Annotated in this window: 20 protein-coding genes; 11 read left to right on the forward strand and 9 right to left on the reverse strand. The window is 68.4% G+C overall.

Annotation, left to right across the window (positions count from 1 at the left end):
• Positions 1 to 33 precede the first annotated feature (33 nt).
• From ribA to RBS12_RS17430, 3 genes are all read left to right on the forward strand, one after another.
• The gene (ribA, locus tag RBS12_RS17420) at positions 34 to 726 is read left to right on the forward strand and encodes a GTP cyclohydrolase II (RefSeq protein WP_307967411.1); all 693 of its coding nucleotides are present in this window, start codon (positions 34 to 36) and stop codon (positions 724 to 726) included.
• 189 nt (positions 727 to 915) lie between these two features.
• The gene (locus RBS12_RS17425) at positions 916 to 1,119 is read left to right on the forward strand and encodes a hypothetical protein (RefSeq protein WP_307967413.1); all 204 of its coding nucleotides are present in this window, start codon (positions 916 to 918) and stop codon (positions 1,117 to 1,119) included.
• A 28-nt stretch (positions 1,120 to 1,147) separates the two neighbouring features.
• The gene (locus RBS12_RS17430; protein WP_307967414.1) at positions 1,148 to 1,603 is read left to right on the forward strand and encodes a MerR family transcriptional regulator; all 456 of its coding nucleotides are present in this window, start codon (positions 1,148 to 1,150) and stop codon (positions 1,601 to 1,603) included.
• A gap of 110 nt (positions 1,604 to 1,713) precedes the next feature.
• On the opposite strand, the gene RBS12_RS17435 is transcribed toward RBS12_RS17430, so the two are convergent.
• Genes RBS12_RS17435 through RBS12_RS17465 form a run of 7 tightly spaced genes read right to left on the reverse strand, consistent with a single transcriptional unit; the run spans position 1,714 to position 8,786 of the window.
• A complete protein-coding gene (locus RBS12_RS17435) occupies positions 1,714 to 2,676 on the reverse strand; it encodes an aldo/keto reductase (protein ID WP_307967415.1) in 963 nt (320 codons plus the stop codon).
• A complete protein-coding gene (locus RBS12_RS17440; RefSeq protein ID WP_307967416.1) occupies positions 2,673 to 2,987 on the reverse strand; it encodes an L-rhamnose mutarotase in 315 nt (104 codons plus the stop codon). Before RBS12_RS17440 ends, RBS12_RS17435 begins: the two co-directional genes overlap by 4 nt.
• Positions 2,988 to 4,331, reverse strand: a complete 1,344-nt coding sequence (locus RBS12_RS17445; RefSeq protein ID WP_307967465.1) for an alpha-L-fucosidase — start codon at positions 4,329 to 4,331, stop codon at positions 2,988 to 2,990.
• A complete protein-coding gene (locus RBS12_RS17450) occupies positions 4,328 to 5,218 on the reverse strand; it encodes a carbohydrate ABC transporter permease (RefSeq protein ID WP_307967417.1) in 891 nt (296 codons plus the stop codon). Before RBS12_RS17450 ends, RBS12_RS17445 begins: the two co-directional genes overlap by 4 nt.
• Positions 5,211 to 6,170, reverse strand: coding sequence for a sugar ABC transporter permease (locus RBS12_RS17455; RefSeq protein WP_307967418.1), 960 nt, complete (start codon positions 6,168 to 6,170; stop codon positions 5,211 to 5,213). Before RBS12_RS17455 ends, RBS12_RS17450 begins: the two co-directional genes overlap by 8 nt.
• A 10-nt stretch (positions 6,171 to 6,180) precedes the next feature.
• Complete coding sequence (locus RBS12_RS17460; protein ID WP_307967419.1) at positions 6,181 to 7,422, reverse strand: sugar ABC transporter substrate-binding protein; 1,242 nt, start codon at positions 7,420 to 7,422, stop codon at positions 6,181 to 6,183.
• 5 nt (positions 7,423 to 7,427) lie between these two features.
• On the reverse strand, positions 7,428 to 8,786 hold the full coding sequence (locus tag RBS12_RS17465; protein ID WP_307967420.1) for an L-fuconate dehydratase: 1,359 nt from the start codon (positions 8,784 to 8,786) through the stop codon (positions 7,428 to 7,430).
• A gap of 340 nt (positions 8,787 to 9,126) precedes the next feature.
• Between RBS12_RS17465 and RBS12_RS17470 the strand changes: the two genes are divergently transcribed.
• A complete protein-coding gene (locus tag RBS12_RS17470; RefSeq protein ID WP_307967421.1) occupies positions 9,127 to 9,855 on the forward strand; it encodes an FCD domain-containing protein in 729 nt (242 codons plus the stop codon).
• Here the strand turns inward: RBS12_RS17470 and RBS12_RS17475 are convergent.
• A complete protein-coding gene (locus RBS12_RS17475; protein ID WP_307967422.1) occupies positions 9,837 to 10,679 on the reverse strand; it encodes an amidohydrolase family protein in 843 nt (280 codons plus the stop codon). The two genes, RBS12_RS17470 and RBS12_RS17475, sit on opposite strands and share 19 nt — an antisense overlap.
• A 123-nt stretch (positions 10,680 to 10,802) precedes the next feature.
• On the opposite strand from RBS12_RS17475, the gene RBS12_RS17480 reads away from it, so the two are divergent.
• Together RBS12_RS17480 and RBS12_RS17485 are read left to right on the forward strand one after the other, a co-directional pair.
• On the forward strand, positions 10,803 to 11,738 hold the full coding sequence (locus RBS12_RS17480; RefSeq protein WP_307967423.1) for a fumarylacetoacetate hydrolase family protein: 936 nt from the start codon (positions 10,803 to 10,805) through the stop codon (positions 11,736 to 11,738).
• Entirely contained in the window at positions 11,735 to 12,493 is a 759-nt protein-coding gene (locus tag RBS12_RS17485) for an SDR family oxidoreductase (protein WP_307967424.1), read from the forward strand. The genes RBS12_RS17480 and RBS12_RS17485 overlap by 4 nt, the downstream gene beginning before the upstream one ends.
• A 14-nt stretch (positions 12,494 to 12,507) precedes the next feature.
• Here RBS12_RS17485 and RBS12_RS17490 read toward each other — a convergent pair whose 3' ends face one another.
• Entirely contained in the window at positions 12,508 to 13,308 is an 801-nt protein-coding gene (locus RBS12_RS17490) for an alpha/beta fold hydrolase (protein WP_307967425.1), read from the reverse strand.
• Positions 13,309 to 13,420: 112 nt separating this feature from the next.
• Here RBS12_RS17490 and RBS12_RS17495 point away from each other — a divergent pair, with 112 nt between their 5' ends.
• The 5 genes from RBS12_RS17495 to RBS12_RS17515 all read left to right on the forward strand — a co-directional run bounded on the left by RBS12_RS17495 (position 13,421) and on the right by RBS12_RS17515 (position 19,665).
• Positions 13,421 to 14,371 (forward strand): LysR family transcriptional regulator, encoded by a 951-nt coding sequence (locus tag RBS12_RS17495; RefSeq protein WP_307967426.1) that lies wholly within the window; start codon positions 13,421 to 13,423, stop codon positions 14,369 to 14,371.
• Between the two features lie 201 nt (positions 14,372 to 14,572).
• Positions 14,573 to 16,117, forward strand: a complete 1,545-nt coding sequence (locus RBS12_RS17500; RefSeq protein ID WP_307967427.1) for an amino acid permease — start codon at positions 14,573 to 14,575, stop codon at positions 16,115 to 16,117.
• Between the two features lie 9 nt (positions 16,118 to 16,126).
• Positions 16,127 to 16,855 carry an FCD domain-containing protein gene (locus tag RBS12_RS17505; protein WP_307967429.1) on the forward strand — a complete coding sequence of 243 codons (729 nt, stop codon included), beginning with the start codon at positions 16,127 to 16,129 and terminating at the stop codon, positions 16,853 to 16,855.
• 76 nt (positions 16,856 to 16,931) lie between these two features.
• Entirely contained in the window at positions 16,932 to 18,272 is a 1,341-nt protein-coding gene (locus tag RBS12_RS17510; protein WP_307967430.1) for a glutamine synthetase family protein, read from the forward strand.
• Position 18,273: 1 nt separating this feature from the next.
• The gene (locus tag RBS12_RS17515; protein WP_307967431.1) at positions 18,274 to 19,665 is read left to right on the forward strand and encodes an aldehyde dehydrogenase family protein; all 1,392 of its coding nucleotides are present in this window, start codon (positions 18,274 to 18,276) and stop codon (positions 19,663 to 19,665) included.
• The last annotated feature ends 42 nt before the right edge of the window (positions 19,666 to 19,707 follow it).

The raw sequence follows: 19,707 nt of genomic DNA on the forward strand, positions 1-19,707 counted from the left end.
TCCCGTAGTTGCCATCGACCATTGGAGCCGACCATGACCCTCGAGCCCAGCGCGCTAGCCCAGCTGCCGACGGCGAACGTCCGCACTCGCGTCCGCGTCCCGCTCCGCTTCGCCGACGGCTTCGAGACCGTCGCCGACGTCTTCACGTTCCACGATCTCGTCGACGGCCACGAACACCTGCTGCTGGGCCTCGGGGACTGGGCTGGCGCCGTCGAACGCTCGACGGCGGGAGGCGAGCCGCCGCTCGTCCGCCCGCACAGCGAGTGCCTCACGGGCGACGTCTTCGGCTCCCAGCGCTGCGACTGCGGCCCTCAGCTTCGAGAGGCGGTCGAGCGGATCTCCGCCGCCGGCGGGTTCCTTCTGTATCTGCGCCAAGAAGGGCGCGGGATCGGGCTCTACGCGAAGCTCGACGCCTACGCGCTCCAGGACGACGGCCTCGACACGTACGAGGCGAACCTCGCCCTCGGCCGCGGCGAGGACGAGCGAGACTACCGCGCCGCCGCACAGATGCTGCACGCCGTTGGCGCCGACCGGATCCGCCTCCTGAGCAACAACCCCGACAAGGCGGGGCAGCTCGAGGCACTCGGCGTCGAGGTCGCGGAGCATGTTCCCACGGGCGTGCACGTCTCGGCGTCGAACGTGCGGTATCTCGAGGCGAAGCGCGACCGCACGTCGCACACGCTCGACCTCGCGGGCATCGGCGAGCTCTTCGGCGTGACGGCCTGATCTTCGGGGGCCCGGCGCGAGGCATGATGAAGGTGCGCCGGGCGCCCCGACGTGCGAAAAGTGAGACCCAACCCGCGTCATGATCCCCAGCCGCCGCGCTCAGAAAGGGTAGCGGGCCGCCCCGGGAGTGGGCAGCGAACCGGACCTGGCGGCCCGCCCCTAGGGGAACACCGGGAAAGGGGAACCCGCATGGAAACCGAACGCGTCCATTCGAGTGCCGAGCTCGTGCGCGAGGACAAGATTGAGGCCCGCCGTCAGGGGGTGGTCCACTTCGCGGGGCACGTGCACGAGGTCATGCCCAAGCTGGACCTGTTCTGGGCCACGTCCGATCTCGGCGAACGCCGCATCATCGAATTCTCCGAGTACTCGATCCACCGGCACCTCCTCCAGTAGGCACGCTCCTCGCCAGAAGGCGATGACCATGCAGCTGAGCGAGCTCAGCGTCCTCGCGAACATGCCGATTGCGAGCATCAAGTTCAACCTCCGCGAGGGACTCCTTCCGTCTGGCGAGCTCCTGACGGCGAAGCGCGCGGACTACGGCGAGCGGCACCTGCGAAGGATCCACACGATCCAGACGCTGCGCGCCGTGAATGGGCTGCGCATCTCTCAGATCCGCCGGATCGTGGCGATGATCGACAGCGGGGCGAGCCGCATCGAGATCCTCACGGCGCTCCAGCTTGAGATTCAGCTTCACGGCGATGTCGAGGCCGGGCACACGGAGGCGGGCGACGTCGTCGTACGCCGCCGCGGGTGGCCCGATGTCCCGTCGGCGGCCCGGCGCGCCCTCGACGAGCACCTCGGTGAGATGGAGCGCCTCGGTGTGGCGCCCTCGCCCGAGGTCCTCGAGGTCTACAGCCGCGCGGTAGGGCAGAGGTGATCGCCGCCAACTTCCCCAACTCTTGACGCAACCCCTCGGCGCGTCGTGCCCGACTCGCCGCGCCGAGCCCCGCCGGCGTCCGTGAAATTGGGGAGGCCGGCCGGCGACCCCTAAACGGACGACGGCGGAATGAGTCCCCGCCGCCGCAGCTCCTCCCACAGCTCGTCCGGAACCGGCTCCTCCATGCGGGCGACGTTCTGCTCGATCTGGGCCGGGTTCGAGGCGCCGACGACGACGGTCCGCACCGCCGGGTGCCGCAGGCCGAAGTGGAGCGCCGCCGTCGGCAGTTCGACGCCGAACTCGGCGCACGCCATGGCGAGCCGACGGGCACGCTCGAGGATTTCGGCGGGCGCCGGCGCGTAGTTGTAGTTCGCGCGGGCGCTCACGGTGGGCCGGGAGAGGAGCCCCGAGTTGTAGACGCCCACGTTGACCACCCCGACGCGGCGTTCGACGCACAGCGGCAGGAGGTCGTGGAGGGCGGGCTGCTCGAGGAGCGTGTAGCGCCCCGCCAGCATCACGAGGTCGAGGTCGGCGCGGGAGACGCATTCGGCCAGCGCCTTGCTCGAGTTCGCGCCGACGCCGATCGCCCGCACGAGGCCCTCGTCGCGGAGCCTCTCCATCGCGGGGAGGGCCTGCGTGATGCCGGCCTCGAGGTCGTACACGTCGGGGTCGTGCAGGTAGAGGACGTCGACCGCATCGAGGCCGAGCCTCGCGAGCGAGTCCTCGAGGCTGCGCCGGATGCCGGACTCGGACGGATCCCACACGCGCCGGAAGTCGGCGGGGACGTCGAAGCCTTCGTCGTCCCGCGCGTCGTCCGGGTGCGCCGCCGGGTCGAGGAGCCGGCCCACCTTCGTCGAGACGAGGAACTCGCCGCGCGGTCTGCCCCGCAGGGACGCGCCGAGGCGCCGCTCGGACAGCCCCAAGCCGTAGTGCGGGGCCGTGTCGAAGTAGCGCACGCCGCCCTTCCACGCGGCCTCGACGGTCGCGGCCGCCGCATCGTCGTCGACCGCGCGGTAGAGGTTCCCGATGCCCGCGGCGCCGAACCCGAGCCGGCCGAAGTCGAGGGCGCTCACGGAAGCCTCCAGACCCGCTCGATCCCGTGGTCGTCCCCGGAGTAGTCGTCCTCGACGGCGAGGAGCGCGGACATGCGCTCCTGCCACGCGACGTTGACGGGATCGTCCGCGAGGGCCCTGCGCATGGCCTGGTAGTCCTCGACCTCGACGAGGTGGAAGAGCTCCTCGCCGCTGCGCCAGATCCGCCAATCGTGGACACCCGCCGCGCGGAGGGCGGCCACGAGTTCGGCCGGGATGTTCGCGTGGGCGTCGGCATAGTCGGCGGCCGCGCCCGGCTTGAGGCGGGTGTGGAGGGCGATCGTCTCCGTCACCTAGACCCCCGGCTTGAGGAAGAGCTCGACGACGGGAACCGCGACCTCCGGGCGCTGGACCGGGAGCTTGAGCGTGAGGGTGTCCTCGGGCTGCGCGCCCTGCGCCGTCGTCACGGCGTGCCGATCCCCGCTCAGCTCGAACAGCGCCACCTCGGAGGCGTCGTTGAGCAGCTGGGCGTACTCGACCTTCCCGGCGAGCTCGGGCAGGTGCACGTACTCGAACGGCCACGCGAAGAGGTGAAGGTACAGCCGGTCGCCGCGGCGCGTGTACCGGGCGTCCGCCGGCGGAGTCCACGGGGCCTCGCCTGCGCCGTAGACCGAGCGCGAGTGCAGCTTCATCCAGTCTCCGATCCCGCGCAGCGAGGCGACAGCGCGCGGGTCGAAGTTGCCGCGGCCCGTGGGACCGACGTTGAGGAGCAGGTTTCCGCCCTTCGAGACCCCGTCGACGAGCATCCGGACGAGCAGGTCCACTGACTTGTAGTCGAGGTTGTCGCGATCGTAGCCCCAGCTCCCGTTGAGCGTCTGGCAGGCCTCCCACGGAACCTCGACCCCGTTGACGACCATCGGCCCGGACGGCTGGTACTGCTCCGGCGTCGCGAAGTCCCCAGGGATGTCCAAGCGGTCGTTGACGATGATCCCCGGCTGGAGCTCGCGGACTTGTCCGAGGAGCTCCTCGGACCCCCACGCCTCGCGGCCCTTCGCGCCCCAGATGGTCTTGTGGTGCTCGCTCCCGTCCGCGTAGGAGAAGTCGAAGAAGAGGTAGTCGATCGTGCCGTAATTCGTCAGGAGCTCGCGGACCTGGCCGTGCAGGTACTCGCGGTACCGGGCCATGTCGCGGCCCTCGTTGAGCCGTTCCGCCTCGGGATTGTCCCGCTCGGGGTGGAAGCCGTCGATCGTGAAGTCCGGGTGATGCCAGTCGATGAGCGAATGGTAGAAGCCGACCCTGAGGCCCTCCTCCCGCAGCGCCTCGACGTAGGCGGCCACGAGGTCTTGGCCGCACGGGGTCTTCGTGGACTTGTAGTCGGTGAGTGCCGAGTCCCAGAGGCAGAAGCCCTCGTGGTGCTTTGTGGTCAACACGACGTACTTCATGCCGGCGTCCTTGGCCGCGCGGGCCCATTCGCGGGGATCGTAGAGATCCGGATCGAAGTGCTCGAAGTACCTCTCGTAGTCGAGCGCGCTGATGCGCTCGCGGTTCATGACCCATTCGTGGCGGGCCGGGAGCGCGTAGAGCCCCCAGTGGACGAACATGCCGAAGCGGGACTCGGTGAACCACGGGGCGTGCGGGATCATGCGTAACTCCTTGAGGGTGGGTGGGCAGGCGGGGCAGGTGACGAGCGGGGTCAGCGGCCGCCGAGGCCGCTCGTGACGATCCCTTTGATGAGGTGGCGCTGGAGCAGGACCAGCAGGACGAGAGTGGGCACCATCGAGACGACCGAGGCGGCCATGACGAGATGCCACTGCTCGCCCTGCTGCCCGAAGAACATCTGGAGTCCCAGCGGGATGGTGCCGAGGTTGTTGACGTCGTTGATCACGACGAGCGGCCAGAGGAAGGAATTCCAATAGTTGATGAAGCTGAACACGGCCAGGACTGCGAGTGTGGGCCGTGCGAGCGGAAGCATGACGAGCAGGAACGTCCGCACGGTCCCCGCACCGTCAACCCGCGCGGCGTCGTCGAGCTCTTGGGGCACGCCGAGGAAGAACTGCCGCAGCATGAACGCCCCGAATGCCGTGAAGGCCCACGGGACGATGAGCGCCTGGAACGTATTGACCCATTTGACCTGCTGCATCATGACGAACATCGGCACGATGAGGACTTCCTGCGGGATCATGAGCGTCGCGAGGAACACCATGAACGTGAGGTTCCGGCCGCGCCAGCGCAGCCGGGAGAAGGCGTAGCCCGAGAGCGACGAGACCACGAGGGAGAGTGCGGTCCCGGCGGCCGAGACGAGCACCCCGTTGCCCATGAACCGCAGGAACGGCATGTAGTTGAGCGCCTCTTGGTAGTTCTGCCAGCGGAACTCGCTCCCGAGGAGGGTCGGCGGGATGCTGAAGATGTCCGCGGGAGGCTTGAACGATGTCGCGAGCATGTACACGAGCGGGGAGAGGAACGCGAGGGCCACAAGGCACAGGAGCGCATAGCCGACGGCGCTGCGAACCCGGGCGGTCCACGGCCTGTCCTTGCGCGCGGCGGGCTCGCGCACACTCCGGGTTCGCACGGCGGAATCAAGCATCGTAGTGCACCCACCTCTTCTGCCCGATGAACTGGACGGCCGTGACGCCGAGGATGATCACGAAGAGGACCCAGGCCGCCGCCGAGGCGAGGCCGAGCTGGTGGAACTGGAAGCCCTGATTGTAGATGTACAGGACGATCGTGGACGTCGAGGAGCCAGGCCCGCCCTTGGTGAGAATGAACGGCTGCGCGAAGACCTGGAACGAGGTGATGAGCGTCATCATCGTGGCGAAGAAGATCGACGGCGAGATGAGCTTGAGCTTGATCCGCCAGAAGACGGTCCACGCGTTCGCGCCGTCGATCGCCGCGGCCTCGGCAAGGTTCTCGGGGACGGCGTCGAGCGCCGCGGAGAACACGAGCATGTTGTAGCCGAACCCCTGCCATACGCTCATCGCGACGATCGCGAGCATCGCCCAGTGCTCGTCGCCGAGGAAGTTCGGGGCGTGGATTCCTGTGGCGGCCTGCGAGATGCCGTCGATGAATCCGCTGGGCTGGTACAGCATGCGCCAGACGACGACGTTGGCCACGATCGGCGTGATCGACGGGATGAAGAAGATCACCCTGAAGATGTGACGGCCCTTGATCCTCGGCGTGAGCCACGCGGCGAGCCCGAGAGAGACGACGAGGTTGAGCGGGACGTACAGGACCACGAACAGCACCGTGTTCCACACGACCTGGCCGAAGATCGGGTCGCTGAACAGCCTCTGATAGTTGCCGAGGCCCAGGAACGTCGGCGCCCCCAGGAGCGGCCACCGGTAGAGGCTGATGGCGAGGGAGAACGCGATGGGCGCGAGGGTGAAGATCGCGAGGCCCACCCCGTGCGGGGCGGCGAAGGCGGGGCCCCAGAAGGTCTTCCGGGCCCGCACGGGCGCGGCGGCGGACGACGACGACGACGCCCTCCCCGCCGCGCTGCGCGGCGCCTTCGCTGCTTGGGAGCTCTTCAGCAAGGTCATCTCAACATCCTCAGTGCGGAAGCTGCGCCGCGATGTCCTTCATGACGCTGGCCGCGCTCTGCTGCCCGTTGAGCGCCTTCGGGAGGTACTGGCTGAAGAGCGTGCCGAGCTGGTCGCTGTTCGTGTTGGACGGCATCGGCACCGCCGTCGTCTCGGCAGCCTTGAGTGCTTCCTGGACCCCGGGAATGCCGGCGTTGTCGATCCACACCTTCTGGTCCGCGGTGCGGGCCGGGAGGGCGCGTCCGGCCGCCCCGAGTTCACTCAGGACCTTGTCCCCGGTCATCTCCTTGAGGGCTGCGAAGGCCTTGTCCGGCGTGGGGCACTGCTTCGAGATGCCCCAGCCCGAGCCGGCGCTGAACGTCTTTCCGCCGCCCGGCCCTGCCGGGAGCGTCGTGACGCCGACCTTGAACTTGGCCTTGGATTTGGTGTCGATGAGCGACCACGGACCGTCGATGGACATGGCCGTGTTGCCCGAGAGGAACTGGTTGCTCGCGAAGGAGCCGTCGCTGCCCGGCAGCTGCGGCGCGACCTTCTCCTTGCCGATGAGGTCCGCGACCCACTGGAGGCCGGTGGCGAAGGCGGAGTTCGAGGCGTCGATGCTCGCGTCTTCCTGGGTCACGCGGCCGCCGTTGTACGCGAGGACCTGCGACTCGATGTTGAGGTCGCCGATCGACGTCGCGAAGGCGGGCTTCCCGCTCGAGGCGGTGATCTTCTTCGCAGCCGCGACGAAATCGTCCGCCGTCCAGCCCGCCGTGGGCTCGGCGACGCCCGCCGCCGCGAACTTGTCCTTGTTGTAGAACATCATGAGGGGGCCGACGTCGTAGGGCAGCGCATACAGCTTGCCGTCCGCGCTGAGGCCCTTGATCATCGACTGGTCGAAGGCCCCCAGGTCCATCCCGTCCTTCTTCACGAGGTCGTCGAGGGGCAGCATGCCGTCCTTGAGCTGCGCCGTCCTCAAGCTTTGCACAGCGACGAGGCAGGGCGCGGTGTTGGAGCTGAGCTGGGTGCTCATCTTCGTGAAGTAGTCCTGGAACGTCGATCCCTGAAGGGTGATCTTGACGTCGCCGAGCTTGGCGCTCACTTCGTCGGCAACCTTCTGCCAGCCGTTCTGGTCCTCCGTGCCGCCGACCCACATGGCCCACGTCATCGCGGTCTTGCCGTCCGCCGTCGTGGGTGACGAGCTTCCGCCGCAGCCGGACAGCCCGATCAGGCCGAGGGCCAGGGCACCTGCTACCAACGCTTCTTTGCGCATGACTTTCACCTTGTGCTTTCGGTTGGGGATGGGTTGCTGTTAGTGCTGTGATGTGAGGCTGACGGGGCAGAGGCCCAGACGGGACCGTCTGGGAAGCTGTAGTCCACGAGCGTCTGGCCGAGGATCTCGCTGCCCGCGCCGGGGGCCGACGGCGGCCAGTAGCGGCCGTCGTGCACGTCGACGGGGATCACGAAGTGCTCGTGGAGGTGGTCGACGAACTCGATCATGCGGCCCTCGATGGCGCCGGAGACCGCGACGAAGTCGAACATCGAGAGGTGCTGGACCGCCTCGCACAGGCCCACGCCGCCCGCATGCGGGCAGACACGGACGCCGAACTGTGCGGCCAGGAGCAGGATCGCGATGTTCTCGTTGATTCCGGCCACCCGCGTGGCGTCGAGCTGGAGGACGTCGATCGCCCCGGCCTGCAGAAGCTGCTTGAACACAATGCGGTTTTGCACGTGCTCGCCCGTGGCGACGGGGATCGGTGCGAGCCGCTTCGCGATCTCGGCGTGGCCCAAGATGTCGTCCGGGCTCGTGGGCTCCTCGATCCACGCGATGTCGAACCGCGCGAGCTGGCGCACCCACGTGATCGCCTGCTCGACGTCCCAGCGCTGATTTGCATCGACGGCGATTCGGATGTCCGGGCCTACGGTCTCGCGGGCGAGCCGCACACGGCGGATGTCGTCCTCGAGCGAGGCCCCGACCTTGAGCTTGATCTGCGTGTAGCCGTCGGCCACGGCCTCCTTCGCGAGCAAGGCGAGCTTCTCGTCGCTGTACCCGAGCCAGCCGGGGGTCGTCGTGTAGGCGGGGTAGCCGTCGGCGACGAGCCGGGCACGCCGGGAGGCGCGGCCGGGTTCGGCGCGGCGCAGGATCCCGAGTGCCTGGTCTGGGGTGAGGGCGTCGGTCAGATAGCGGAAGTCGACGAGCGAGACGATCTCTTCAGGGCTCATGCGGGAGAGCAGGTCCCATAGGGGGAGCCCCGCGCGCTTGGCCTTGAGGTCCCACAGCGCGTTGATGACGGCGCCGACCGCCATGTGCACGACTCCCTTCTCGGGCCCGAGCCAGCGGAGCTGGGAATCGTGCACGAGCATCTTCCACGTGGCACCCATATCGTCGAGGAGCTCTTCGGCGTCCCGGCCGACGATCCGGTCGCGCAAGGCCTCGATCGCCGCGGCCTCAACCTCGTTGCCCCGACCGATCGTGAAGACGAAGCCGTGGCCTTCGTGGCCGTCCAGGGCGTCGGTGCGGACGATGAGATACGCGGCCGAATAGTCGGGATCAGGATTCATGGCATCCGAGCCGTCGAGCTCGAGCGAGGTCGGGAATCGGATGTCGAACGTATCGAGCGCGGTGATGGTGCTCATGGTGCTCCTTGCGGGTCGCCTCCGCAGGCCGCGTCCTGCATCAGCGAAGCGGCGGCGGGATCGTGACGTGAAGTCTGCACCGACGATATACATCGGATGTTTAGCTTGTCAACGGGGTCTTTGGGGGGATTTTCCGGCGATTGCCCGCCCAAAGCTCGGATGTCACGGTGGCTTGTCTGCTCCTTCCGACGGACGACGGCGCAGCACGCCCAGGTGCGCGCCGCCGTCGTCCGCTCTGGGCCGGCGCGCCCGACGACAAGGCGACGCTCCGCGCCTCCCCAGATTCATCCGATGTATTAGGATGTGGACACTTTCATGCCCGACACTCTGGGAGCCAGCCTTGGCATTGACCGATGACGCGATCGACAAGATCAAGGAGATGCTCCTCGCCGGCGAGCTCCGGCCGGGGGACCGGCTCCCCCCGGAGAAGGATCTCGCGGACCGTTTGGGCCTCTCCCGCAGCTCGCTGCGGGAGGCCGTCAAGGCGCTCGAACTCATCCGCGTGCTCGACGTGCGGCGCGGGGACGGCACCTATGTGACCACGCTCGAGCCGAAGCTGCTCAATGAGGCCCTCGGCTTCATCGTCGAGCTCCATCAGGCGCGCGGCGTCGTCGAACTGCTTGAGGTGCGCCGCATGCTCGAGCCGGCGGCCGCGGCCCAGGCGGCCCATCGGATGGGGCCGGACGGATTCGCCGCTCTGCGGGCCTCGATGGCCGGGATCACCGAGGAGACGAGCGTCGAAGAGCTCGTCGAGCACGACGCCGAGTTCCATCGGATCATCGCCGCCCAGGCCGGCAACAGCTACCTCTCGAGCCTCCTCGAGGCGCTCTCGTCGCAGACCCTGCGCGCGCGGATCTGGCGTGGCCTCACGGAAGAGCAGGCCGTCGCGAGGACCCTGGCTGAGCACGACGCGATCGCCCGCGCCCTTGAGCAGCGGGACACCGAGCTCGTCCGGGCGCTCGTGACCGTGCACGTGAGCGGCGTCGAGGCGTGGCTGAGGCGGGCCATGGAGGAATCGCCCACCGGGGACGTGGATTTCTCCGCGCCGGGTCAGCGCCCGAGCCGGTAGGCCGCGGCGGCGGAGCGCTCGCGGAGCCATGCCTGCTCGTCCGGCGAGAGCTCGGAGACGAGGGCATCGAGGACGCCGAGGGTTTCGCGGTACGGGCCCCCGAGCGTGCTCACGGGCCAGTCGCTCCCGAGCATGAGCCGCTCGGGGCCGAACGCCTCGAGAGCCGTGTCCCACGCGCGGCGCAGGCCGTCCGGCGTGTACGGCACGCCTCCGATCCGGAGGCCGGAGATCTTCGCCGCGGTGTTCGGCAGCGCTCCGAGAGCCTGCACGCAGCGGGTCCACTCGGCCACGTCCTCGGCGGAGCCGGAGAGGGGAGGCTTGCCGAGGTGGTCGAGGACCGCAGTGAGGTCGGGCAGCGCTCCGGCGAGGTCGACGGCGGCGCGGAGGTGCCGCGGCCACGCGTCGGGGACGTCGAAGGCCAGGCCCGCGCGGGCGGCCCTCCGCAGGGAGGCTCGCACGGCGGGGAGCGCGAGGAAGTCGTCGCGCGGATCGTCGTGGACGAGGTGCCGGAGCCCGCACACGAGCGGGTCGGCGCCGAGGCGGTCGATGGCGTCGACCGCGGCCTCGGGGGAGTCGAGGGGAGCCCAGCCGACGACGCCGGCGACCCACGGGCTGGCGCGGGCGACGGCGAGCATCGCGTCCGTGTCGTCGAGCGTGTCGTCCGCTTGGACGAGGACGGCCGCGGTCACGCCCGCGGCGTCGAGCTCGGCGCGCGCTTCGTCCGCGGCGAAACTGCGGAAGAGGGGGCCGTGCTGAGGGCCGAGCCAGCTGTAGCCGCCCCGGGAGAGGTCCCATAGGTGCAGGTGCGCGTCGATGCGACCCATGCGTACTCCGATCGCTGCAGGTCCGCTTTCGACCCTAGACATCGGATGTATTGCTTGTCAATTCGCCATTGAGGCCCAATACTGGGGAACAATCACCCCAAACCTCGGATGACAGGATCCCTCATGAAGTTCACCAGGCTCGGCGCCCCAGGAGCCGAGGAGCCCGCCGTCCTCGCGGCCGGGGCTGACGGCGTCGAACGCTGCTACCTCTTGGATTCGCTCACCCCGGACATCGACGGCGAGTTCCTCGCGGGCCAGGGCATTGCTCGCACGAGGGCCGCCCTCGCCGCTGGTGAGCTCGAGGAGTTCGAGGGCTTCGCCGAGCTCAGGGTGGGCGCGCCGATCGCCCGGCCCTCCGCGCTCGTGTGCATCGGCATGAACTACGCGCTCCACGCGGCGGAATCCGGCGCCGAGCCGCCGTCGGTGCCCGTGGTCTTCCTCAAGCCCTCGAACACCGTGGCCGGTCCGAACGATCGGGCTCCCATCCCGCCCCGCAGCTCGCAGTACGACTGGGAGGTCGAGCTCGGCATCGTCATCGGCCGCCGCGCGAGCTATCTCGAATCCCTCGACGAGGCGCGGGAGTGCATCGCGGGCTACGTGGCCGCGAACGACCTCTCGGAGCGCGAGTACCAGCTCCCGGGGGCCGCGGGGCAGTGGACGAAGGGCAAGTCCCTCCCGGCCTCGACGCCACTCGGCCCGTGGCTCGTTCCCGCGGATTGCGTCGATGCGAGCGCGCTCAGGCTCCGCAGCTGGGTCAACGGAGAACCCCGCCAGGACTCGTCCACCGCGGACCTGATCTTCGATCCCGTCACGCTCGTCCACCACTGCAGCCAGTACATGCTGCTCGAGCCCGGGGACGTGATCCTGACCGGCACGCCCGCGGGCGTGGGGCTCTCGGGCCGTTTCCCGTACCTCGCCGAGGGCGACGTCGTCGAGATCGAGATCGAGGGCCTCGGGCGCCAACGCCAAGAGTTCTACCGGGCCGGCTCGGGCCGCGAAGGTGCAGCGCGCGAACGCGCAGTGCCTGAAGGCTCCGTCCGGGAAGGAGCGAGCGCATGACGCGCGAGTTCGACGGCCTCAAGGCTCTCGTCACCGGCGGTGCGTCCGGCATCGGCGACGCTGTGGTCCGTCGGCTCCACGAGTCCGGAGCCGACGTCGCCGTCCTCGATCTCAACCCGGACGGCGCGGCGCCCGGCACGGTGGCCTTCCGATGCGACGTGTCCGACGCCGGCTCCGTCGCCGGCGCGGTGCGGGCCGCCGCCGAGCGCCTCGGCGGGATCGACGTCGTCGTCAACAATGCCGGCATCGGCGCGCAGGGGACCATCGAAGCCAACCCGGACGCGGAATGGCACCGCGTCCTCGACATCAACGTGCTCGGGATCGTGCGCGTCTCCCGGGCTGCCCTTCCGTATCTCCGGGAGTCGGCGTCGGCCTCGATCGTCAACACGTGCTCGATCGCGGCCACGGCCGGGCTGCCGAATCGCGCGCTCTACTCGGCCTCCAAGGGGGCCGTCCTCTCGCTCACCCTCGCGATGGCGGCGGACCACGTCCGGGAGGGGATCCGCGTCAACTGCGTCAACCCGGGAACCGTGGACACGCCATGGGTCGCCCGGCTGCTGGATTCCGCCCCGGACCCGGCCGCCGAGCGCCGTGCGCTCAGCGGGCGGCAGCCGCACGGCCGGCTCGTGAGCCCGGAGGAGGTCGCCGCGGCGGTCGCCTACCTTGCGAGCCCGCTGTCGGGTTCGACGACGGGGGCCTCGCTCGCGGTCGACGGCGGCATGCAGGGGCTGCGGCTGCGCCCGCCGGGCAGCTGAGAGCGAGGAACTTGTCAGAGGCCCTTCGCCGCGAGCCAGTCGAGCACGGCGTCGGCGACGTCGGTCCACCCGTGGTCAATGGTCAGTGAATGCCCGCGGCCTTCGAACTGCTTCAGCTCTGTCACGGCCATCGAGTCGCGGTATTGCTTCAGGGTTGAGCGGGTGACGACGTCGGGAACGGTGTGATCGGCTGTTCCGGACATGAGCAGAAGTGGCCCGCGAGGGGATCTCTTCGTGTCGACGGCTGCGGGCGAGTGCATGACGAAGTTCGCCGCGGCCGCTTGGAAAAGCGGTCGCGCTGGCGAGGGAATCGTCCACTGCTCGTACAGGGCGTCGGATTCATCCGGTTCGAGGGCATTGCCGAAGCCGAATCGGAACTCCGATGACGTGAGGGACACCGCGCGGTGCAGATTGGCGGGGTTGCCGAGCGCAGGAAGGCCCGCGCGCAGTTGCGCCAATGGGAGCGGCAGGACGCCCTTGATCTGCGCGGGGTCGATCGCGACGGCGCCGGCGCCCACGCCCTCCCCGAGCAGCTTTTCGGCGATGAGTCCACCGAAGGAGTGGCCGACCAGAACCGTGTCCGGTCCGAGCTGCTGGGCAATCTCGGCGAAGTGGTCTGAGGCCTCGTCGATTCCGACGTCTGCGACGTCGTCCGGAGTGGCGCGAGCGGCATCGACGCTGGACGGCTCGTTCGGCCACCCCGGAGCGACCGGTGCATACCCGGCTGCCTGGAAGCGGTCGACCCACCGCTGCCAACTGCTTGCGTGGAGCCACAGGCCGTGGATGAAGACGACGGGTCTCGGTGAATCAGCCATGACAAGAGCACACACCTGCGGGGGAGCTGGTGTCCAAGACACGTTCGCAGCGGATCGATATCCGATCTTGCATCGATTGACAGGTTGCGGGAGCCTTCGTGGAGGAGGTGCGATGGATCTCGACCTGCGTCTAGTCCGGTATTTCGTCGCGATCGCCGACGAGCTCCACTTCGGCAGGGCCGCGGCAGGGCTGCACATCAGCCAGCCGGCTCTTTCCAAGCAGCTGCGCCGACTCGAGTCAGATCTGGGATTCCGCCTTCTGGCCCGGGACAGCCGCCACGTGACGCTCACCCCCGAAGGCGACCGGTTCCTCCGCGAGGCGAGAACGCTCCTCGCCCACGCGGCGCGCATGACCCATCCGGGGGAGCCCGGGCTGAGGATGGCCCACATCTTCGATCTGGACACGAGCAGACGCGTTGCGGACGCGTTCGCCACCCGATATCCAGATGTTCCGGTCATCGAGAGCTCGATGGACAGCCGCCGTCAGTTCGCCGCGCTCATGGCGGGGCTTCTCGACGTGGCCATCATCCGACTCACCCCGGCGATGCGCGCCGAGCATCCCAGCGGCTGGCGCCACCGGCTCCTGCGGTTGGAACCGTTCTGGCTCATCGGGCGGGCCGACGACGCGCCGGGGGAAACGGCGTCCCTTCACGAGAGGCCCATCGACGTTTTCGGCGACCCCCCAGGGTCCGCGCTCTTCAACGCCCACGGCGAGTACCTGTCCGCGCTCGAGGAGCAAATCGGCGTCGCGTTCAGGTGGCTCGGCAATCCTGGCACCTTCGACCAATGCCGGGTCCGCGTGCTGCGGCCGGCCAGCGTGGGATATCTCCTCGAATTCGAGTCCTACGCTCTCAGATATGAGGCATTGGGGCTCCCGCTCTATCGACCAATAGAGATCCAGCCGGTCTACCCGTGGTCTCTGGTCTGGCGGACGGAGTCCCCCAACCGGAACATTGCCAAGTTCATCGAGATCGCCGAGGAGCAAGCCGGTCTGCTGACATGGCTCACGCCAGAACGAGCGGCACCGCTGTGGTCCCCACGGCTGCCCGATCGGGCTGGCTAGCTGAGGTGGAGCTGGAGCGGACGCCGGTCGGACCGGGCCCACGACCTGCAATGTTCCACAGGGACCTCGCCCTCGCCGGGGTGCGAGTCTTCCAATCCTGTAATGGGTAAATGTCTAAAGTCAGGCCATTGACTTTCTGATGTGACGCAGGCAACAATCGCTCATCACGTTCTGCTCCTCCCCAAGACAGGCAGTACATCCATGAGTGAAGAAACCACCAAGATCCCCGACGCGCCCGTGGACGACGACGCGGCCGTCCTCGCCGAGCTCGGCTACAAGCAGGAACTCCGGCGCGGCATGTCCGGGTTCTCGAACTTCGCAGTCTCCTTCTCGATCATCTCGATCCTCGCGGGCTGCTTCACGTCATATTCCATCGCCCTGACCTCAGGCGGCCCGGCCGCCATCAACCTCGGCTGGCCGCTCGCCGGCGCCTTCGTGCTCTGCGTCGCGTTCGCGATGGCCGAAGTGTGCTCGAAGTATCCGACGGCGGGCGGCCTCTACTTCTGGGCCGGGCGCCTCGCCAAGCGGAACAAGCGCCAGTGGGCTTGGTTCGTCGGCTGGTTCAACTTCCTCGGCGAGGTCGCGGTGACCGCCGCGATCGACTACGGCGCCGCCGTCACCATGATGGCGTTCGCGAATCTCACGTGGGGCGTCGAGCCCAATCCGGTCAGCACGTTCGTCCTGTTCGTCGTCCTCATCGTCGTGCACGGCCTGCTCAACGCATTCGGCGTCAAGATCGTCAGCCTCCTCTCGAACGTCTCGGCGTGGTGGCACATCGTCGGCGTCGCGATCATCGTGGGCGCGCTGTGGATCATGCCGACCGCCCACCAGTCCGCGGCCTGGACGTTCACGGCCTGGCACAACCAGACCGGCTGGTCCTTTGCCCCGTACGTGTTCTTCGTGGGCCTCCTCATGGCCCAGTACACCTACACGGGATATGACGCCTCCGCCCACGTTGCCGAGGAGACGAAGAACGCCTCGATCGCGGCCCCCCGCGGCATCGTGATGAGCGTTGTCATCTCGATCATCGGCGGCTGGATTCTTCTCTACTCGATCACGGCGGCCATCCAGGACGGGAGCGACGACGGGCTCACGACCCTCGCCGGGACGTCGACCGGGCTCCCGCCGGCGCAGGTCTTCCTCGACGCGCTCAACAACCCGACCGTCGCGAAGTTCCTGCTCTTCATCGTGTGCGGCGCCCAGTTCTTCTGCGGCATGGCTTCGGTGACCGCGAACTCGCGCATGAGCTACGCGTTCTCTCGCGACAACGCGATCCCGGGCTCGCGCCTCTGGGCGCAGGTCAACCCGCGCACGGGCACGCCGACCAACTCGATCTGGCTGTGCGTCGTGGTCTCGATCGTCCTCGCGGCACCGGCACTGTTCAACTACACGGCCTACCTCGCGGTGACCTCGATCGCCGTCATCGGCCTCTACATCGCCTATGTGACACCCGTCTTGCTGCGCCGCCTCGACACGAACTTCAAGCCCGGGCCGTGGCACCTCGGGAAATGGAGCCCGCTCGTCGGCTGGATCGCCGTCGTCTGGGTCGTGTTCATCGTCGTGCTGTTCGTCCTTCCGCCCGTTACGCCGATCACGGTCGACACGTTCAACTACGCGCCGATCGCCGTCGTCGTCGTCGCCCTGCTCGCCACGGTGCTCTGGTTCGCGAAGGGCCGGAAGCACTTCATGACGGCGGAAGAGGCCTCCCACCTGACCATTCAGGCCGAAAAGCTCCTCGAGGAATAGCCTGACGCCATGACCAGCACGATGGATTCGCCTCTCGTCGACGCCATGCTCCACCCCGTCCGGGGCCACATGGCCTTCGAATCCTGCGTCGAGCAGCTCGGCTCGGCCATTCAGCTCGGGATCTTCCGGCCGGGGTCGAAGCTGCCGAACGAGCGCGAGCTCGCCGAGCGGCTGAACGTCTCCCGCGCGACGCTTCGGGAAGCCATCAGCGCCCTGCGCGCCGCCGGGTTCGTCTCGACGACGCGCGGGCGCGGCGGCGGGACGATCGTCGAGCCGCTCGCGGGCGAGTGGCCCGGGGAGGCGCATCCATCGCCCCATCGCCAGGCCGAGATAGAGGACATCGTGGTGTTCCGCTCCGTCATCGAGCCGGGCGCGGCCTACCGGGCCGCCAAGACCGTCCTCGGACCCGCTCAGCGCGCGCTCCTCGCGGAATGCCTCGCGGACCTCGGCAAGGCGAGCACTCCCGCCGACTACCGGCAGGCTGACGCGCGGCTGCACCTAGCGATCGCCTCGGTGTGCGGCTCCGACGAGCTCTCCAAGGCCTGCAGCCTCGTCCAGGCCAAGGTCCATCAGTTCCTCGCCGAGATCCCCTTCCTCCCCGCGAATATCGCCAATTCGGATGAGCAGCACTACACGATCGTGCACGCGATTCTCGAGGGCGACGCCGAACGCGCTCGCTTCGTCATGCATGAGCATTGCGACGCGACCGCAGCTCTTCTCAAGGGTCTATTGAAATGAGTTCACCAGCATGAACCTTTCCGCTGCGTCACTTAGCCATATGTCACTCGGCCAAACATCACCTCGCAACGACCGCATGCTCACCGTCGAGCAGCTCCGCTCCGCGATCGAGATCGGCGAGATCGACACCGTGATCCTCGCCTTCACGGATATGCAGGGCCGCCTCCAGGGCAAGCTCCTGCACGGGCAGTTCTTCCTCGACTCCGTCCTCGAGCACGGAACGGAGGGCTGCAATTACCTTCTCGCGGTCGACGTCGAGATGAATACCGTCGACGGGTACGAGATCTCGTCGTGGGACAAGGGCTATGGGGACATGGTCTTCGAGCTCGACCTCGGCACGATCCGGCGCCTCCCGCACCGCCCGGGCAGCGCGATGATCCAATGCGACCTCGCGCTCGAGGGCGGCGGTCCTGTCCGCGTCTCGCCGCGCCAGATCCTCCGGGCCCAGGTCGAGCGGGCCGCCTCCCACGGCTGGAAGGCCCTCGCGGGCACCGAGCTCGAGTTCGTGGTCTACGACACGAGCTACGAGGACGCGTGGGCGAGCGGCTACCGCAGCCTCAACCCCGCGAACCAGTACAACGTGGACTATTCGATCCTCGGCTCGGCCCGTGTCGAGCCGCTCCTGCGCGAAATCCGAAACGTCATGTATGGGGCGGGCCTCAACGTCGAATCGGCCAAGGGCGAATGCAACCTCGGCCAGCATGAGATCGCCTTCAAGTACGACGACGTCATCACCACGGGCGACAACCATTCCGTCTACAAGACGGCGGCGAAGGACATCGCGCAGCAATTCGGGAAGTCCATCACGTTCATGGCGAAGCCCAATGAGCGCGAAGGCAATTCCTGCCATATCCACATGTCGCTGCGCGGACTCGACGATTCGCTCGTGTTCTGGGATCAGGGCCGCCGGACGGCGGTCTACGACCACTTCATCGCGGGCATCCTTGCGACCATGCGCGATTTCACGCTCTTCTACGCGCCGAACATCAATTCGTACAAGCGCTTCGTGAAAGGCTCGTTCGCGCCCACCGCGATCGCGTGGGGCCTCGACAACCGCACGTGCTCGATCCGGCTCGTCGGCCACGGCCAGAGCGCGCGCCTCGAGAACCGCCTGCCCGGCGGCGACGTGAACCCGTACCTCTCGCTCGCCGCGATGCTCGCGGGCGGCCTCTACGGCATCGAGCACGAGCTCCCGCTCGAGCCGCAGACGCTCGGGAGCGCGTACGACTCCGGCGCCCCGACCGTCCCGACCAATCTGCGCGAGGCACGCGAGGCCTTCGCCCGGTCGGCGATCGCGGCCGAGGTGTTCGGCGAAGACGTCGTCAAGCACTACCTCAACTACGCCGACATCGAGCTTGCGGCCTTCGATGCGGCCATCACCGACTGGGAACTCCGCCGCGGATTCGAGAGGCTCTGACATGCGCATCCCCACGTCCCCCTTCGGCGCGGGCGGCGACGTCACCGTCCTGAACCCGGCGACGGCGGAACCTGTCGCCGTCGTGCCCCTCGCCGACCTCGCCGAGACCGACGCCGCAATCGAGCGCGCGCACCGCGCCTTCCCCGCGTGGCGCGCCGTCGCCCCCGCGGACCGGGCGCGGCTCCTGCGGAACTTCGCCGCCGTCGTCGACTCCCACCTCGAGGAACTCGCGTGGCTCGAGGTCGCCAACGCGGGGCACACGATCGGCAACGCCCGCTGGGAGGCCGGGAACGTCCGCGACGTCCTCACGTACTACTCGGCCTCGCCCGAGCGGCACTTCGGACGGCAGATTCCCGTGGCGGGCGGGCTCGACGTGACGTTCCACGAGCCGCTCGGCGTCGTCGGGGTCATCGTGCCGTGGAACTTCCCCATGCCGATCGCGGGCTGGGGCTTCGCTCCCGCGCTCGCGGCCGGCAACACCGTGGTGCTCAAGCCCGCGGAGCTCACGCCGCTCACCGCGATGCGGCTCGGCGAACTCGCGCTCGAGGCGGGGCTCCCTGAGGGCGTGTTCACGGTCATCCCGGGCAAGGGCAGCATTGTGGGGGAGCGCTTTGTGACGCATCCCCACGTGCGGAAGGTGTGCTTCACGGGCTCGACGTCCGTGGGCAAGGGGATCATGCGCGGCTGCGCGGACCAGGTCAAACGGGTCACGCTCGAGCTCGGCGGCAAGAGCGCCAACATCGTGTTCGCCGACGCCGACCTCGAGAAGGCCGCCGCGAGCGCGCCCGGCGGGGCCTTCGACAACGCAGGCCAGGACTGCTGCGCGCGTTCGCGGATCCTCGTCGAGCACACCGTGTACGAGCGCTTCCTCGAACTCCTCCAGCCGGCGGTCGAGGGCTTCCGGGTCGCTGACCCGTCGCAGCCAGACGCCGAGATGGGGCCCTTGATCTCCGCCCGCCAGCGCGACTCGGTCGCCGCGTACCTCGACGGGGCCGACGTCGCCATGACGGGACAAACCGTGACGCGTTCGGGCTTCTGGCTCGCCCCGCGCGTCGTCCTCCCCCGGGGCGTCGAGGACCCGGTGTGGCGGCACGAGCTGTTCGGGCCCGTCGTCGCCGTCCTGCCGTTCACGGACGAAGCCGACGCAATCGCGAAGGCCAACGACACCGAGTACGGGCTCTCGGGCTCGATCTTCACGCGGGACGTCGGGCGCGCGCTGCGCGTGGCGCGCGGCGTCGAATCCGGCAACCTCTCGGTGAACTCGCACTCCTCGGTGCGGTATTGGACCCCCTTCGGCGGGTTCAAGCAGTCGGGCCTCGGGCGCGAGCTCGGCCCGGACGCCCCCAACTCCTTCTCCGAGGTGAAGAACGTCTTCATCTCCACGGACAGCTGACTTTTACGAATACCGCACAACGCACCTACACGAAAGGCATCA

The sequence above is a fragment of the Sinomonas sp. ASV322 genome (assembly GCF_030908245.1).
Taxonomy (GTDB): Bacteria; Actinomycetota; Actinomycetes; order Actinomycetales; family Micrococcaceae; genus Sinomonas.